The sequence below is a fragment of the Bauldia sp. genome (assembly GCA_037200845.1).
Lineage (GTDB): Bacteria > Pseudomonadota > Alphaproteobacteria > Rhizobiales > Kaistiaceae > DASZQY01.
This window is the reverse complement of sequence record JBBCGQ010000001.1, coordinates 891,497-908,373: the sequence shown is the minus strand read 5'-3', so window position 1 is coordinate 908,373 and position 16,877 is coordinate 891,497. Positions and strand designations below refer to the sequence as shown.

General features: G+C 63.8%; 13 protein-coding genes. 9 read left to right on the top strand and 4 right to left on the bottom strand.

Annotated elements, in window-relative coordinates; genetic code table 11:
- Positions 1-941: 941 nt before the first annotated feature.
- The 3 genes from WDM94_04365 to WDM94_04355 all read right to left on the bottom strand — a co-directional run bounded on the left by WDM94_04365 (position 942) and on the right by WDM94_04355 (position 3,679).
- Entirely contained in the window at positions 942-2,249 is a 1,308-nt protein-coding gene (locus WDM94_04365; protein ID MEJ0011862.1) for an HD domain-containing protein, read from the bottom strand.
- A 9-nt stretch (positions 2,250-2,258) separates the two neighbouring features.
- Complete coding sequence (locus WDM94_04360) at positions 2,259-2,762, bottom strand: hypothetical protein (GenBank protein ID MEJ0011861.1); 504 nt, start codon at positions 2,760-2,762, stop codon at positions 2,259-2,261.
- Positions 2,763-2,824: 62 nt separating this feature from the next.
- Complete coding sequence (locus WDM94_04355; GenBank protein MEJ0011860.1) at positions 2,825-3,679, bottom strand: prephenate dehydratase; 855 nt, start codon at positions 3,677-3,679, stop codon at positions 2,825-2,827.
- Positions 3,680-3,898: 219 nt separating this feature from the next.
- Between WDM94_04355 and WDM94_04350 the strand changes: the two genes are divergently transcribed.
- Positions 3,899-4,201 (top strand): GIY-YIG nuclease family protein, encoded by a 303-nt coding sequence (locus tag WDM94_04350; GenBank protein MEJ0011859.1) that lies wholly within the window; start codon positions 3,899-3,901, stop codon positions 4,199-4,201.
- A gap of 103 nt (positions 4,202-4,304) precedes the next feature.
- Here WDM94_04350 and WDM94_04345 read toward each other — a convergent pair whose 3' ends face one another.
- Complete coding sequence (locus WDM94_04345) at positions 4,305-5,045, bottom strand: 3-deoxy-manno-octulosonate cytidylyltransferase (GenBank protein MEJ0011858.1); 741 nt, start codon at positions 5,043-5,045, stop codon at positions 4,305-4,307.
- Between the two features lie 155 nt (positions 5,046-5,200).
- Between WDM94_04345 and WDM94_04340 the strand changes: the two genes are divergently transcribed.
- From WDM94_04340 to WDM94_04305, 8 genes are all read left to right on the top strand, one after another.
- A complete protein-coding gene (locus WDM94_04340; GenBank protein MEJ0011857.1) occupies positions 5,201-5,920 on the top strand; it encodes a cytochrome c family protein in 720 nt (239 codons plus the stop codon).
- A 495-nt stretch (positions 5,921-6,415) separates the two neighbouring features.
- Positions 6,416-8,296, top strand: coding sequence for an extracellular solute-binding protein (locus tag WDM94_04335; protein ID MEJ0011856.1), 1,881 nt, complete (start codon positions 6,416-6,418; stop codon positions 8,294-8,296).
- Positions 8,296-10,170, top strand: coding sequence for an extracellular solute-binding protein (locus WDM94_04330; protein MEJ0011855.1), 1,875 nt, complete (start codon positions 8,296-8,298; stop codon positions 10,168-10,170). Before WDM94_04335 ends, WDM94_04330 begins: the two co-directional genes overlap by 1 nt.
- A 484-nt stretch (positions 10,171-10,654) precedes the next feature.
- On the top strand, positions 10,655-11,776 hold the full coding sequence (locus WDM94_04325) for a microcin C ABC transporter permease YejB (GenBank protein MEJ0011854.1): 1,122 nt from the start codon (positions 10,655-10,657) through the stop codon (positions 11,774-11,776).
- Positions 11,776-12,966, top strand: coding sequence for an ABC transporter permease (locus WDM94_04320; protein ID MEJ0011853.1), 1,191 nt, complete (start codon positions 11,776-11,778; stop codon positions 12,964-12,966). Before WDM94_04325 ends, WDM94_04320 begins: the two co-directional genes overlap by 1 nt.
- Before the next feature lie 188 nt (positions 12,967-13,154).
- A complete protein-coding gene (locus WDM94_04315) occupies positions 13,155-13,451 on the top strand; it encodes a hypothetical protein (protein ID MEJ0011852.1) in 297 nt (98 codons plus the stop codon).
- 1 nt (position 13,452) lies between these two features.
- Positions 13,453-15,078 (top strand): ABC transporter ATP-binding protein, encoded by a 1,626-nt coding sequence (locus WDM94_04310; GenBank protein ID MEJ0011851.1) that lies wholly within the window; start codon positions 13,453-13,455, stop codon positions 15,076-15,078.
- Positions 15,079-15,090: 12 nt separating this feature from the next.
- Positions 15,091-16,869, top strand: a complete 1,779-nt coding sequence (locus WDM94_04305) for an NAD(P)-dependent oxidoreductase (GenBank protein ID MEJ0011850.1) — start codon at positions 15,091-15,093, stop codon at positions 16,867-16,869.
- Positions 16,870-16,877: the final 8 nt, after the last annotated feature.

The following is a 16,877-nucleotide window of genomic DNA, read 5'->3' as shown; positions in this document are numbered from 1 at the left end:
AACGGTCATCCGAGAAGGCAGTAGCGGACGTGTCAGCGCGGGAGCGGCGGCGACCAAGGCGTTCCCCCACCCGCCTCGCTTCGCTCGGCACCCTCCCCGCAAGGGGGGAGGGAAAGTTTCGCTGCGGCATCCCTACCGCTGTCATCCTTCGGCGAGGCCGCAGGCCTCGACCGGAGGACCACTTTCCTTCTGCACCGATCGCGTTTGTTGAAACTGGTCCTCCGGTCGGCGCTTCGCGCCACCGAAGGATGACAGTGGTGGGGAGGCGCGAAGGCTTCCCCCACCCGCCTCGCATTCGCTCGGCACCCTCCCCGCAAGGGGGAGGGAGGCATAACAATTTCGATCTCGGAGAGGTTTGCCGAGCGCGCATGCGTTCTCCTTCTCGCGACGCATCCGCGCCCGAGCTTTGATCCTTCCTGCATTCCCCCCCGGGAAAAATCCGAGGGGTGGCGGGCGCCCGGCTGGTGCCGAGCGGGTAGTCCGCGTTTCATGGGCCCCTTCCGGGCGCCCGCCGCGGCGATTTTTGGCTTCCCCTTTCCGTGCTCGGGCCATCTGTGGGAAGGCGGGGTCCATTCTCTTGCAACCCCATCCACGAACTTCCCCCGCCGGCGAGAACGAGCGTGGCTGCTCCCGGACATTGGCGTCCAGGCCCGCTGAGGGCTCGCCTCGTTTTACCCCGGCGGCTGTCCCACGGTCCGATTACCCGGCCTCTCGGCCTTAACGGGGACCGGTCATAGTGCCGGCCGACGGAACGAGGCGCCTCCCGACGACGATGGTGCGACCCATCGCCGGCGGGCGCCGCATCCCCACTCCGCACACGACGCCTCGAGTTGCGCCCTCGGGTGAGCAGGGATGGCGGGAAGATAAGGGTGGGGTGGGTGGCGGGGATTAGTTTTTAGTTATGCGCGGGGCGCCCTTGCCTGATACTCGTCCACCGACCGTCAGACCGCTTTAAGGATTTCTTTTGAGCGCGCCAAAGACGCCGCATCCTCGAAGTAGAACCTAGTCGTTGTCACAGAAATAGATTTTACAAGACTACTCGCGTGATGAAGACCGCGGTTTTCGCCATCTTTTCTTACTATTATATTTTCTAAGAAATGTTCGTCCGCGGCATCGTATTGCTTATATGAGCGATCCGAAACGACGTCCGGATAAAACACAAGACCTTCTGCCTTCATCGCCTTGATAAGGCGGCCAATCATTTCATTACGATTTCCGCCTCCTTCTAGTGGCGGTATTTCTAGACATTTAAAAAGGTCACGTCGTAGCAATCTCTGAGCAAGAATACTGGAACTCCCGTATTCACCTTCTGCCAAGTGATGAATAAACGACGTAATCGAAGAATCATCAAGGGACGAGTATATCTCCAAAGTTCGCGCTTTTTCGTCCAAAAAGAAACGCGCCAAGTTAACGCCACGCTCAATCAATTTTGGTCCATATTCCTTCAGAGCTTGGCGAACAGCGGACATAACCTGAAACTGGACTGCCCTCGTCGTTTTATGGAAGTAAACATTGTGGTACATCTTTACGTAAGCAATAACAAATTCTTCAACGACACTTATACCCTTGGGCAATACGACAAATGCATATCTCTTTAAATCATCTACGGGATCTATAGTAACTTCATCTATAATAAGACTATCGAACAGCCATTCGAAATCAACGACTTGAGATTTGATACCAGTATAGTATCTATCCCTCGCAAGAAAATCAAGGCGGTCGCAGTCCATCTGACTCGATATTATAGAGTCATAAGGTGTATATCCCGCCTCCACCTCAAAGAATGACAGAGTTTCTCTGTTTACCCCGTATTCCTCAAGAATTTTATTTATCTCCTTGGACTTTATTATATCTTTTGTGTATTCTTCGTGATCTTTTTCTATTTTGTATTCTTCAGAAAGCTCCTCGAACACGTGAGAATAGGGACCGTGACCAACATCGTGAAGAAGAGAGGCAGCTAAAGTAGCTTTTCGCATTAAAGCGTGCTGATCGTTGAGTTCGAAAAGCTGGTTACGCTCGAAAGCACCCAACATCCGACGCGCCATTTGCATCGCACCCAAGGAATGCGAAAATCTGGTATGCGTCGCGCCTGGGTAGACGAACTCAGAGAAACCAAGTTGCCTAATACGCCGAAGCCGTTGCAAAGGCGCAGTCTGTAAAAGATCCCAGAGCAGGCGGTCTTCTGGATTCTTGGTCGAGAAGGGAATTAGATTATGGACAGGGTCTCTGATGCGCTGGTCGCGATCCATGAAATTTGGCTAGAGACAGCCCAATACCTTTCGTGCGGCCGATAGTACTATTGGCTTTGCTTTTGTCGGTTTCATTCGTTTAGTCTGCTCTTCCGCCAACTCTGAGGTTGAGCCTTGCGCAATAAAATATTGGATAGTTGCAGCTATTTCTAATTCTATAGTACTAAAATTGTTGAAGCACCTAAGGCGTTCAATAGAATTTTCGTCGAGCATGGGCGCATCTATTTCTTCGCTCAATGTATATACAGAAACAATCCTGCGCGCTGGCCCGACTTCTTCAGACCGCTCTTGGATTTGTCCTGTCGCTGCAAGTAGAGACGCGCCGCGTGCAATTTCGGTGCTATATGGACCAAAGTCTTTCAGAACAAAATCTGCTGGACAAGGAGTTCCCGACTCCTTGAGCAGGTAGCTGAGTTTTTGAAGACGTTTCTTGCCTCGGACCTGTCTATGAGGAAGAGACCCTAGGAGGGCAACCACGAATCCATCTGCGTCCATAGCGGTCAATTTACGCAAGCTCCAGTTGATTCGCGAGATGTGTTCGTATGGAACATATAGTGAACGATGTAAAGGTCACGTTAAAATCCGTGTACTGCTGAGCGTCGCCACGCCGCCGCCGCCGGGTACACCCCCAAAATCCGCATCTCGGCCGAAAAGAACGCCAGCTCCTCCAGCGCGAGTTTCAGGTTGCGGTCGTTGGGGTGGCCTTCTACGTCGGCGTAGAATTGCGTGGCGGTGAAGGCGCCGTCGAGCTGATAGCTCTCCAGCTTCGTCATGTTGACGCCGTTGGTGGCGAAGCCGCCCATCGCCTTGTAGAGCGCGGCCGGCACGTTCCTGACGCGGAAGACGAAGGTGGTGATGACCGGGCCGTTGTTCGGCTTCGCGCGCTCGTCCTTCTTCGACAGGATGATGAAGCGCGTCGTGTTGTAGGCTTCGTCCTCGACGCCGTCCTTCAGGACATCGAGGCCGTAGATCTCGGCGGCGATGGCCGGGGCGAGCGCGGCGCGCGTCTTGTCGTTCCACTCGGCGACCTCGCGCGCGGCGCCGGCCGTGTCGCCGGCGACGATCGCCTTCCAGCCGTGCTTGCGGATGATTTTGCGGCACTGGCCGAGGGCGTGGATGTGGCTGTGGACGCTGACGATGTCCTTCAGCGTGCCGCCCTTCGGCACCATCAGGCTGAAATGGATGGGCAGGAAGTGCTCGCCGACGATGTGCAGGCCACTGGTGGGCAGCAGGTGGTGGATATCGGCGACGCGGCCGGCCAGCGAATTCTCGATCGGGATCATGGCGAGATCGGCCTCGCCCTTCGTCACCGCGGCGAAGCAATCCTCGAACGTCGGCGCAGGGATCGCGATCGCCTTCGGATAGACCTCCTGAATGGCGAGGTGGGAGTTGGCGCCGGGCTCGCCCTGGAACACGATTTTCTTGGGCATGGGGATGCTCGTTTGGGGTTTGTGGCGCGCGATTTAGCAGGGTCCGGGTGGATTGGCGATGTTTGGTGGGTATCCCGCTGCCTGTCCCAGTCACAGTTGTCATCCCGGCGAAGGCCGGGATCCAGTACTCGCAGACGGGGGCGTTGTGTACTGGGTCCCTGCCTTCGCAGGGACGACAGCGAGAGGTACCTTCCGGCACAGCGCCTAAAGAGCTTTGGTATGCCCGTCGAACTCCAATGCTACGTTTACATTCTGGCCAGCGGAGTTGGAGGCACGCTTTATATCGGCGTGACCAACGATCTTGCGCGCCGGGTTCATGAGCACCGCACAAAAGCGGTGAAGGGATTCACCAGCCGCTACGGGGTGGGGCGGCTGGTCTACTTCGAGATATTTGGCGACGTGGAACAGGCGATCCTGCGCGAGAAGCTACTCAAGACGTGGAAGCGCGACTGGAAGATTCGGCTGATCGAGGAGAGGAATCCGGATTGGGCTGATCTCTATCCGGAGATTGCGCGGTTGTAGCCTGCCTTTGATGTCATGCCTGCGTAGGCAGGCATCCAGTACATGCCGATGGGGCGTTGTGTACTGGGTCCCTGCCTTCGCAGGGACGACAGCGGCGGGGGGGTCAGCGCTGCGCGAGTAACTCGCGGGCGCGTTCCAGATCTTCGGGCGTGTCGACGCCCAGCGGGACTTCGTCGACTATCGCTGCGTCGATGCGCATGCCGTTTTCCAGCGCGCGGAGTTGTTCGAGCTTTTCGCGTTGCTCCAGCGGGGTCGGCGGGAATTTGACGTAGCGGTCCAGCGAGGTGCGGCGCCAGGCGTAGAGGCCGATGTGGTGGTAGAGCGGGCCGTCGCCCCACGGCGCGGTGGCGCGCGTGAAATAGAGGACGCGGAGGATGTTGGCGTCTTCTTCCGTAAGGTTCGCCGGGCTGCCGATCACCTTCACGACGTTGGGGTTCGTGCGCTCCTCGTCGCGGGTGATGACGGCGCAGATCGTCGCCATGTCGACTTCGGGCTCGGCGAGCGGGGCGAGCGCGGCCTGGACTGCCGAGGGCGAGACGGTCGGGATGTCGCCTTGCAGGTTGACCACCAGGTCGGCGTCGGAGCGCAGGTTGGCCAGCGCCTCGTGGATGCGGAGCGTGCCGTTCATGTGATCGGGGCGGGTCATCACCGCCTCGCCGCCGGCGAGGTCGATGGCGGCGGCGATGGCGAGGTCGTCGGTGGCGACGACGACGCGGCCGACTTTTGCCTCCACCGCGCGGCGCCAGACGTGGACGATCATCGGCAGGCCGGCGATCTCGGCCAGCGGCTTGCCGGGCAGGCGGGTGGCGGCCATGCGGGCCGGGATGATGACGATCGCCGACATTTCCGGCCCCTCGTGGCCCCCATGAGGGTGGCAAAAAGTCCCAATTCCCGCCGCTTATACGGGTTGCTTTAGAATGAGCAAAGCCTGTAGTTTTCGCGCCACGCGCGCCGACAAAGCGACGATTCATCAGGCCTGGCGCCGGAGCCGAAACATCCATGGACTCGTTCGAATTCAACAAGATCGCCGGCGCGGTGCTTGGAACTGCGCTGGGCGTGATGGCGCTTTCGATCGTGTCGGAGGCCCTGTTCTCGGCCGGTGAGCCGACAAAGCCCGGGTTCGAGATCGCGGTTGCCGAGACGGTGCCGGCAGGCGGCGGGGCGGCGGCGCCGGCCGCGATAGTGCCGATCGCGGTCAGGCTGCAGACGGCGGACGCGGCGGCCGGACAGACTTCGGCGAAGAAGTGCGAGGCGTGCCACACGCTGCTCAAGGGCCAGCCGGCGAAGGTCGGCCCGAACCTTTACGGCATCGTCGACAACCACGCGGCGCACATGGAAGGCTTCAAGTATTCGCAGGCGATGCTCGACGAGCAGGCGAAGGGCCTGACCTGGACCTTCGAGAATCTCGATCATTTCATCACGGCGCCGAAGGCCTTCGTGCCGGGAACGGCGATGGGCTTTGCCGGCATCAAGAACGATACCGAGCGGGCGAACGTGATCGCCTATCTGCGCACGCTGTCGGATAATCCCGTGCCGCTGCCCTCGCCCGATGCGGCGGCCCCTGCCCCGGCGGATGCGGCGGCTCCCGCTGCGCCTGCGGCCGAAGCTCCGGCTCCGGCGGGGACGCAGCCGACGCCGCCGGCCTCGACCGAGGCGCCGGCCGTGCAGACGCCGCCGGCTGGCGGTGCGGTTACGCCGCCGGCTGCCACGACGCCGTAGGTACTTCCCCTCCGCGGTGATCCTTCGGCGGCGCGCAGCGCCGAGCGGAGGACCGGCTTCAGCGCCTATGATGTTGGTTGTGCTTGCCGAGAGTGGTCCTCCGCTCGAGGCCTGCGGCCTCGCCGAAGGATGACAGTGGTGGGTGAGCGGCGACACGGCTGGCCTTGCGGGCGGCTGCCTCGCGCGCTGTCATCGCTTTCCCCGAAGGCGGGGATCCAGGTGTGTCATCCGCGATGCTCAGCGATCCGAGGTACCTGGGCCCCCGCTTCCGCGGGGGAAGCGGAGATCGATGCGGCGTCGCGTCGGGTGACGCTCGCGCTGGACCCCGGCTTTCGCGGGCGGGGGTGACGAGCGGGTGGCGCCCTTAAATTTTCGTCACAATTCCCACAACGGCACGGGAATGGCTTAGTCCTAGGCGGTGGCCCGGGCCGTGGCCGCCCTTATTATGCCTTGGGGCGCCCGGACGCTGGCGTTGGTTTGTTAGGAGTGAGGCCGATGATGCGATTGGTGACGCTTCTCGTGGGGCTGGTGGTTGGCGGGGCGGCGCTGGCGCAGGATGCCGCGAAGCCGGTGACGCCGCCCGGCGACTGGATGACCGGCAACAGCATCCTCGAGCAGCCGCGCTATCCGGCGGATTTTCCCAACTTCAAATATGTGAACCCGAATGCGCCGAAGGGCGGCACGGTGCGGCTCTCCGGGTCGTCGCCGACGTTCGATACGCTGAACCCGATTCTGCCCAAGGGCGTGCCGGCGGACGGCGCCGGGCTGATCTACGAGACGCTGTTCACCCCGGCGATGGACGAATACGACATCGGCGGGGCGTACCAGCAGATCGCGGACGCGGTGCGCTTCCCGGCGGATTTCTCGTACGTCATCTATCGCATCAACCCTGCCGCCAAATGGCATGACGGGGAGCCGATCACCGCCGACGACGTGGTGTGGAGCTTCAACAAGCTGGTCGAGCTCAACGACAGCCAGCGCAACTATTACCGCCACGTGGTGAAGGCGGAGAAGACGGCGCCCGACCAGGTGACCTTCACCTTCGACGAGGCCGGCAACCGCGAACTGCCGCACATCGTCGGCGAAATGATCGTGCTGCCGCAGCATTGGTGGGAAGGCAAGGACGCCAACGGCAAGCAGCGCGACATCGGCGCCTCGACTCTGGAGCCGCCGCTGGGCTCGGGCCCGTACAAGGTCGGCGAGGTGATCCCCGGCCGCTCGATCAGCTATACGCGCGTGCCGGACTTCTGGGGCGAGGACCTCAACACGTACGTCGGGCAGAACAACTTCGACACGGTGCGCTACGAATATTTCCGCGACCTCAACGTCGAGTTCGAGGGCTTCAAGGCCGACCAGTTCGACTACTGGGCGGAGAACGAGGCGAAGCGCTGGAACACCGCGTACGACTTCCCGGCGCTTGTTGCTGGCAAGGTGAAAAAGGAGACGGTGAACCTCGACCAGGTGTCGGGCGTCATGGTCGGCTTCGTGCCGAACTTGCGCCGGCCGTTCTTCCAGGATGCGCGGGTGCGCAAGGCTTTGAACCTGGTGTTCAACTTCGAGGATCTCAACCGGACGATCTTCTACGGCCAGTACCAGCGCATCAATTCGTTCTTCTTCGGCCTGCCGGAGTTCACGGCGGCGACGGCGCTGCCGAGCGGACGCGAGCTCGAGCTGCTCAACTCGGTGAAGGACAAGGTGCCGCCGGAGGTGTTCACGACGCTCTACACCAACCCGGACAACAGCGACGGCGGCAAGGTGCGCGCCAACCTGCAGCAGGCGATCGCGCTGTTCAAGGAAGCCGGCTACGAGATCAAGGGCAACGCGATGGTCGGCAAGGACGGCAAGCCGGTCTCGATCGAGGTGATGCTCAACGGCCCGACGATCGAGCGCGTGGCGGTGCCCTACCAGCAGTGGCTCGCCAAGATCGGCATCACGCTGACGGTGCGCACGGTCGACACCAGCCAGTTCGTCGAGCGGATACGCACGCGCGACTTCGACATGGTCTACACCGGCTGGGGGCAGTCGAACTCGCCGGGCAACGAGCAGCTCGACTTCTGGGGCAGCGAGGCTGCCGACCGGCAGGATTCGCGCAACTATGCGGGGATCAAGGACCCGGCGGTGGACGCGATCATCAACGCGATCATCTACAACAAGGGACGCGACGACCAGATAGCGGCGGTGAGGGCGCTCGACCGCGTGCTGATGGCGAACCAGTACGTCATCCCGAGCTACACCTACCTGCCCGACCGCATCGCCTACTGGGACCGGTTCGGGCATCCCGACCCCTACCCGCGCTTCACCATCGGCTTCCCGACGGTGTGGTGGTGGGACGCCGACAAGGCGGCGAAGGTCGCGGCCGGCGGGAGCGGCGGCTGATGGGCGGCCTGCCTTTCCTCACGCGGCGCAGCGCGCTGAAGCTTGGCGCGGCGGCCGCGTTTTCTTCCGCGGTGCCGTGGGCGTGGGCGGCGGGTAAGAGCGGGCTGCACGGGCTCTCGATCTTCGGCGATCTCAAGTACGCGCCGGACTTCAAGCAGTTCGACTATCTCGACGCCAAGGCACCGAAGGGCGGGCGGATCAACTATCAGCCGCCGAACTGGCAGCTCAACCAGTCGGTCCAGACGTTCAACACGCTGAACGGATTCGTGCTCAAGGGCGATGCGCCGCCGCGGATCGAATACATTTTCGATACGCTGATGACGCGAGCGTACGACGAACCGGATGCGATCTACGGGCTGGTCGCCGCGGCCGTCGATGTTTCCGACGATCTGTCGACGTACACGTTCCATCTGCGGCCCGAGGCGAAGTTCCGCGACGGCTCGCCGTTGACGGCGGAGGACGTCGCCTTCTCGATCGACCTGATCAAGGAGAAGGGACACCCGAGCATCGCCGAGCCGCTGAAGCCGGTGGTGAAGGCGGAGGCAAGCGACGCGCATACGGTGGTGGTGACGCTGTCGGCGGAGCGGAACCGGCAGACCATCCTCGGGCTCGCCGGCGACGTGCCGATCTTGTCCAAGGCGTATTACACGGCGCACGCGTTCGACTCGTCGTCGCTCGACGTGCCGCTCGGCTCGGGCGCCTACACGGTCGGCAATCTGGCGGCCGGGCGCTACATCGAATACGCGCGCGCGCCGGACTATTGGGGCAAGGACCTGGCGGTCAACGTCGGCACGGCCAACTTCGACGTCATCCGCATCGATTTTTTCACGGAGCGGCAGGCGGCGTTCGAGGCATTCAAGAAAGGCGACATCACCTTCCGCGAGGAATTCACCTCGATCACCTGGGCGCAGGATTACAATTTCCCGGCGCTCACCGCCGGCAAGGTGAAGAAGACGACGGAGTTCGCCAGCGAGAAGAAGCCGGCGCTGCAGGGATTCTACATCAACACGCGCAAGGGCAAGTTCAAAGACGCGCGGACGCGCGAGGCGATCGGCCTCTGCTTCGACTTCGAATGGTCGAACCCGAACCTGTTTTTCAATTCGTATGCGCGGCTGGCCTCGCTGTTCGGGACGTCGGATTTCGCCGCGAGCGCGCCGCCGGATGCGGCCGAGGTCGCGATCCTCGAGCCGTTCCGCGCCGACCTGCCGCCGGAGGTTTTCGCGGCGCCGTACGTGCCGCCGAAGACGGACGGCTCGGGGCGCGACCGCGCGATCCTCAAGCAGGCGTCGGACCTGCTCGCCGCGGCCGGCTGGAAGCAGATGGGCACCGATATCGTCGACGAGGAAGGTGCGCCGTTCGAGATCGAGGTGCTGATCGATGCGTCGGTCTACGAGCGCATCCTGACGCCGTTCGCCAATAACCTGAAGGCGCTCGGCATCTCGGCGATCGTGCGGCAGGTCGACCCGGCGCAGTACACGGCGCGGGAGAATAATTTCGACTACGACATCGTGCTCGAGGCGTTCAGCTTCTCGCCGACGCCGCTCGACGGGCTCGACCAGTTCTATTCGTCGAAGGCGGCCGATCAGGGCGGCAGCCGCAACTACTCCGGCGTCCGCGAGCCGGCGATCGACGCGGCGCTGGCGAAGCTGCCGACGGTCGACAGCCGCGAGGACCTGTTGACCATCACGCACGTGATCGACCGCGTCGTGCGGGCGAAGCACTACTGGATACCGGCGTGGTATCTCGCCAACCATCGCCTCGCCTATTGGGACGTGTTCGGGCATCCGGCGGCGAAGCCGGACTATGCGTTCTATCCGGAGGCGTGGTGGTGGTTCGATAAGGACCGGGCGCAGGCGATCGGGTACACAGGGTAGGAATGAATCGCGGCACCGCATCGTGGTCTGACCCCCTCCCGCCCTCCCCCTTTCAGGGGGAGGAGTTTGAGCGGCGGGTAGAGAGGAGACGTCCCCCTCCAAACAAGCCGAGTCGGGTTTGCGCGGCCACCCCACCCACCACGCTTCGCCTTCGGCTACGCGTGGTCCCCCCTCCCCGGAACGGGCAGGGATCGGCGTTTGCCGGTGCGGCTGGGCCTACCTACCCCTCGCGGGGAGGTCGAAATCGCGTAGCGATTTCGGGTGGGGGGCCGGGTGCACGCGGATGGAGCGCGATCCCTCCCCAAAACCGCTTTGCGGTTTTGACCCTCCCGCAAGGGGAGGGTTCGGTTCCAATTATTGGCGAAGTCGGTGCAAGCGTCTGCGGGGAGGCGTGTGTCTCCTCCTCACCAGACGAGTTAGCGGCGCCAGACCGCCTCCCACCCTCCCCCTTTCAGGGGGAGGAGTTCCAGCAGCGAGTGGCCTGATGGGCGCGTATATCATCCGGCGCATCCTGCTGATCATTCCGACGCTGATCGGGATCATGGCGATTTCGTTTGTCGTCGTGCAGTTCGCGCCCGGCGGACCGGTCGAGCGCGTGATAGCGCAGTTGCAGGGGACCGACGTCGATGCGACGGCGCGCATCACCGGCGGCGGCGATTTCAACGGCGTCGAGGCGAACAGCGGCAAGGAAGACGTCAACACCTCGACCTATCGCGGGGCGCAGGGGCTCGATCCGGAGTTCATCAAGAAACTCGAGAAGCAGTTCGGCTTCGACAAGCCGCCGCTGGAGCGCTTCGGCTTCATGCTTTGGAACTACATCCGCTTCGATTTCGGCGAGAGCTACTATCGCGACATCAGCGTCATCAAGCTGATCGGCGAGAAGATGCCGGTGTCGATCTCGCTCGGCCTGTGGATGACGCTTCTGTCCTACGCCATCTCGATCCCGCTCGGCATCCGCAAGGCGGTGAAGGACGGATCGCGGTTCGACACGTGGACGTCGGCGGTGATCATCGTCGGGTATGCCATTCCCGGGTTCCTGTTCGCGATCCTGCTCATCATTCTCTTCGCCGGCGGGTCGTTCTGGGATTTCTTCCCGCTACGAGGATTGTGGTCGGACCAATACGTCAACATGCCGTTCTGGCAGTGGGTGACCAACCCGGCGGCGCTCGCCGATTATTTCTGGCACCTTGTCCTGCCTCTCACCGCGATGGCGCTGTCGGCATTCGCGACGACGACGCTGCTGACCAAGAATTCGTTCCTCGACGAGATCCGCAAGCAGTACGTGGTGACGGCGCGGGCGAAGGGGCTGACCGAGCGGCAGGTGCTCTACGGGCACGTGTTCCGCAACGCGATGCTGATCGTGATCTCCGGATTTCCGGGTGCGTTCATCGGCGCGTTCTTTGCCGGCGCGCTGCTCATCGAGACGATCTTCTCGCTCGACGGGCTGGGGTTGCTGGGCTTCGAGTCGGTGCTCAACCGGGACTATCCGGTGGTGTTCGCGACGCTCTACATCTTCTCGCTGGTCGGGCTGCTGGTGAACCTGATCTCGGACCTGACCTACACATGGATCGATCCGCGCATCGATTTCGAGACGCGCGAGGTCTGATGGACGCGAAGCTCGACGAGAACCTCAGGCGCGCCGGCTACGACACGATCGAGCCGCAGGCGGGCGAGGCGCAGCCGCCGCCGCGCCGCACGCGCTTCGCGCTGTCGCCGATCAACCAGCGGCGGCTCGCCAACTTCCGCAAGAACCGGCGCGGGACGTGGTCGCTGGTCATCTTTCTCGTCATCTTCGTGCTGTCGCTGTTCGCCGAGTTCATCGCCAACGACCGGCCGATCCTGGTCTCGTACAAGGGCGAGATCCTGGTGCCGGCGCTGGTCGACTATCCGGAATCGAAATTCGGCGGCTTCCTCGCCACGACCGATTTCCGCGACCCGTATATCCAGGACGAGATCCTGGCCAACGGCTGGGAAATCTGGCCGCCGATCCGCTACTCGTATCGCACGGTGAACAACGAGATCGCGACGCCGGCGCCGGCAGCGCCGTGGTGGATGATGACGCTGGAGCAGCGCTGCTCGCGCTATCCGCAGGGCGTAGCGGACCGCAACTGCACGATCGGCAACTGGGACTGGCTGGGCACCGACGACCAGGGGCGCGACGTGGTGGCGCGGCTGATCTACGGCTTCCGCATCTCGGTGCTGTTCGGGCTGGCGCTGGCGATTTTTTCCTCGGTGGTCGGCGTGCTCGCCGGCGCGGTGCAGGGATATTTCGGCGGGTGGGTCGACCTGGTGCTGCAGCGCTTCATCGAGATATGGTCGTCGATGCCGACGCTCTACATTCTGCTCATCGTCTCGTCGGTGATCGCGCCGAGCTTCTGGTCGCTGCTCATCATCCTGCTGGTGTTCTCGTGGACGTCGCTGGTCGGGCTGGTGCGCGCGGAGTTCCTGCGCGGGCGGAACTTCGAGTACATCAACGCGGCGCGGGCGCTCGGCGTCTCCAACCGGACGATCATGTTCCGCCACCTGCTGCCGAACGCGATGGTGGCGACGCTGACCTTCCTGCCGTTCATCCTCAACGGCTCGATCACGGCGCTGACGTCGCTCGATTTTCTGGGCTTCGGCTTGCCGGTCGGCTCGCCGTCGCTCGGCGAACTCCTGGCGCAGGGCAAGGACAACATCCACGCGCCGTGGCTCGGGCTCACGGGATTCTTCTCGATCTCGATCATGCTGTCGCTGCTGATCTTCGTCGGCGAGGCGGTGCGCGATGCGTTCGACCCGAGGAAGACATTCACATGAACAATGATCGTGGCCGGCGGAGGGTGACCCGCTCCTATCCTCCCCCTTTCAGGGGGAGGGGGTCGCTGCCAGCGTTTCACCTGACACGAGAACCGCCCTCGCGCCCCCTCCCCCTGAAAGGGGGAGGTCGGGAGGGGGTCCTTTCGCGGCTCTTGGGCCCCCGCCTTCGCGGGGGAAGCGGCGTTGGGTTGCTTGCGCTGGCGCTTTTGCTTGGCACGGCGGCCTCACACGCCGAGGAGCGGGAGACTGCCGGCGATCCGCGGGCCGGTGTGTGGGGGCTCGATCCGGATTCCAGCTCGGCCGTGCTGGCGCGCGATGGGTGGAAGTTTCTGGCGATGTCGACGCTGTCGTGGCCGGACGGCCGGCAGGCGGTGGTGACGATGTGGAACTCCAAGCTCGGCGATTTCGCGCGCTGCTTCGACTATTTCGACGCGAAGATGAACCAGACCGGGGGCAAGTGCGAACGGTCGGGGACCGGGCTCTAGCGTGGCGCCTCCCCTCCTCCAGGTGCGCAATCTCGGCGTCGCCTTCCGGCAGAACGGGGCCGTGACCACGGCCGTGGAAGGCGCGACGTTCGACATCGACAAGGGCGAAACGCTGGCGCTCGTCGGCGAATCCGGCTCGGGAAAGTCGGTGACGGCGCTGTCGATCATGCAGCTACTGCCGGGCTCGGCGTTTCATCCGGCGGGCGAGATTCTGTTCAAGGGCAAGGACCTGCTCAAGGCCAGCGACCGCGAAATCCGCGCCGTGCGCGGCAACGACATTTCCATCGTGTTCCAGGAGCCGATGACGTCGCTCAACCCGCTGCACACGATCGAGCGGCAGGTGGGCGAGGTGCTGAAGGTGCACCAGGGGATGGGCGAGCGGGCGGCGAAGGCGCGCGTGCTCGAGCTGCTCGACCAGGTCGGCATCCACGATGCGGCGAGCCGGCTCAACGCATTTCCGCACCAGCTTTCCGGCGGGCAGCGGCAGCGCGTGATGATCGCCATGGCGCTCGCCAACAAGCCCGACCTGTTCATTGCCGACGAGCCGACGACGGCGCTCGACGTGACGGTGCAGGCGCAGATTTTGAAGCTGCTCGCCGACCTGCAGAAGCAGACCGGGATGGCGCTGCTGTTCATCACGCACGACCTCGGCATCGTGCGGAAATTCGCCAAGCGCGTGTGCGTGATGACCGACGGGCACATCGTCGAGCAGGGCGCGACCGAGGCGATCTTTACCAACCCGCAGCACGCCTACACGCGGCATCTCTTGGCGGCGGAGCCGAAAGGCGATCCGCCGAAGCCGAATCTCGACGCGCCGACGGTGATGGAGGCGACCGACCTCAAGGTGTGGTTCCCGATCCGGCGCGGGCTTTTTCGCAAGACGGTGGGGTACATCAAGGCCGTGGACGGCGTCGATGTGACCGTGCGCGAGGGGCAGACGGTCGGCGTCGTCGGCGAATCCGGGTCGGGCAAGACGACGCTGGGGCTCGCGCTGATGCGGCTGATCTCGTCGCAGGGACGGATCGTGTTCCTCGGCAATTCCATCGCCGGGCGCGATTTCAACGCGATGCGGCCGCTGCGCTCCGAGATGCAGATCGTGTTCCAGGATCCGTACGGGTCGCTCAGCCCACGCATGTCGGTTCTCGACATCGTCGGCGAAGGATTGAAGGTGCACGAGCCGAAGCTCACCGCGGCGCAACGCGAGGCGAAGGTGGCGCAGGCGCTCACCGAAGTCGGCCTCGATGCGGCGACCAGTCACCGCTATCCGCACGAATTTTCGGGCGGGCAGCGGCAGCGCATTGCGGTGGCGCGGGCGATGGTGCTGGAGCCGAAATTCGTGATGCTCGACGAGCCGACCTCGGCGCTCGACATGAGCGTGCAGGCGCAGGTGGTCGATCTCCTGCGCGACCTGCAGCGCAAACGGAACCTCGCCTATCTCTTCATCAGCCACGACCTCAAGGTGGTGCGCGCGCTCGCCAACGACATCATCGTGATGCGCGCCGGCAAGGTGGTGGAAAGCGGGCACGCGGCCGACGTCTTCGACCATCCGCAGAGCGCCTACACAAAGGCGCTGATGGCGGCGGCGTTCGACATCGCGACCGCGCCGGAGGGAGTCGTCGCGGAGTAAGTGGGGGATCGCTTGGCTGGAGGGACGGAGCCGATACCGACATGCCATGCGCTGTGGATCGGCGGCAATCTAGGGCCGGTCGCGGCAGCGTGCCTCGCCTCGTTTGTCCGCCGCGGCCAGCCTGTGACGCTTCACTGCTATGACTCGCCGAAGGATGCGCCAAGCGGGGTGACGCTCGCCGACGCGGCTGCCGTGATTGCGACCAGCCGCGTCTTCCGCCACAAGGCGACCGGCAGCTACGCGATCTTTGCCGACTATTTTCGATACGAGCTGCTCCGCCGCGGCTTCGGGCTGTGGATCGACTGCGACGTCTATTGCGTCAAGCCGATCGGCCTCGGCGACGGCCATGTCTATGGCTGGCAAGCACCGGATTCGATCAACAATGCCGTGCTCGGGTTGCCGGCGAACTCGCCGGCGCTCACGCCGCTGATCGCGACCTTCACCACACAGTCGCCCATCATGCCGTGGTATCCGCTGCAGGCACAGCAAAACCTCGCGGCCGCGAAACGGGCCGGGGCCGTGTTCGGCGCGGCCGATCTGCCGTGGGGAGCGACGGGACCGTTGGCGCTTACCCATGTGCTCACGACAGCGGGGCTGGCGCGACACGCGCGGCCGCATCGCGTCTTCTACCCGATCCCCTTCGAAGAGGCCGACCGCCTGCTCAGCCCGGAGTATGACGCGGCCGCAGCGATCGCGCCCGATACGCTGGCGGTGCATCTGTGGAACGAAAAGATCCGGCGAGGGCTTGCCAGCCTGTCGCGCGGCTCTCCTATCCACCGGCTGATATCGCGCGGCGAACTCTACGACGAAGCGAAGATCGGTGGCGCCATGACCAGTGACAGTCAGGCCCGTGGCATCCTCATCGCCGCCACGGGCTGGAACCAGGAAGAATGGGCGGCGCCGATACGCGCGGCGGCGCCCGAGCGGCGTATCGTGCTGTGGCCTGAGGTCGGAGACGCGGCGGCGGTTGGCTATGCGCTGGTGTGGCGGCCGCCGGCCGATTTGTTTCGGCGCCTGCCGAATTTGCGGGCGATATTTTCGCTCGGCGCCGGCGTCGATCATCTCGTGTTCCGCGACGATCTGCCGGATGTGCCGATCGTGCGCGTCGTCGATCCGGACCTGACGCAGCGGATGACCGAGTGGGTAACGCTGCAGGTGCTGATGCACCACCGGCGGCAGCGGACGTATGACGCGCAGCAGCGGCGGCGGGAATGGCGCGAGCTGGCGCAGCCGGCGGCGGGCGACGTGCGCGTCGGCATCATGGGCATGGGCGTGCTCGGGCGCGACGCGGCTGCAATGCTGGCGCGGCTGGGATTCGATGTTGCGGGCTGGAGCCGGCGGCCGGTGGCGATCGATGGCGTCGCGTCGTTTCACGGGCCGGAGCAGCTTGGCGCGTTTCTGGCGCGGACGGATATTCTGGTGGTGCTGCTGCCGCTGACGGCGGAGACGCGCGGCATTCTCGACATGGGGCTGTTCCGGCAACTGGCGCGCGACGGGGTGCTTGGCGGTCCGGTGCTGATCAATGCCGGGCGCGGCGGGTTGCAGGTGGAGGGCGATATCGTCGCGGCGCTGGATGCCGGCGAGTTGGCTGGCGCGAGCCTCGATGTGTTCGAGACGGAGCCGCTGCCCGCGGGCAGTCCGCTGTGGGGGCGGGAGAACGTGATCGTGACGCCGCATTGCGCGGCAGCGAGTGCGGCGGCGGCGCTGGTGCCGGGGATCGTCAGGCAGATCGAGGCGTTCGAGCGGGGCGAGCGGCTGGTGAATGTGATCGATCGGGCGGCGGGGTATTAGGCGCGCCG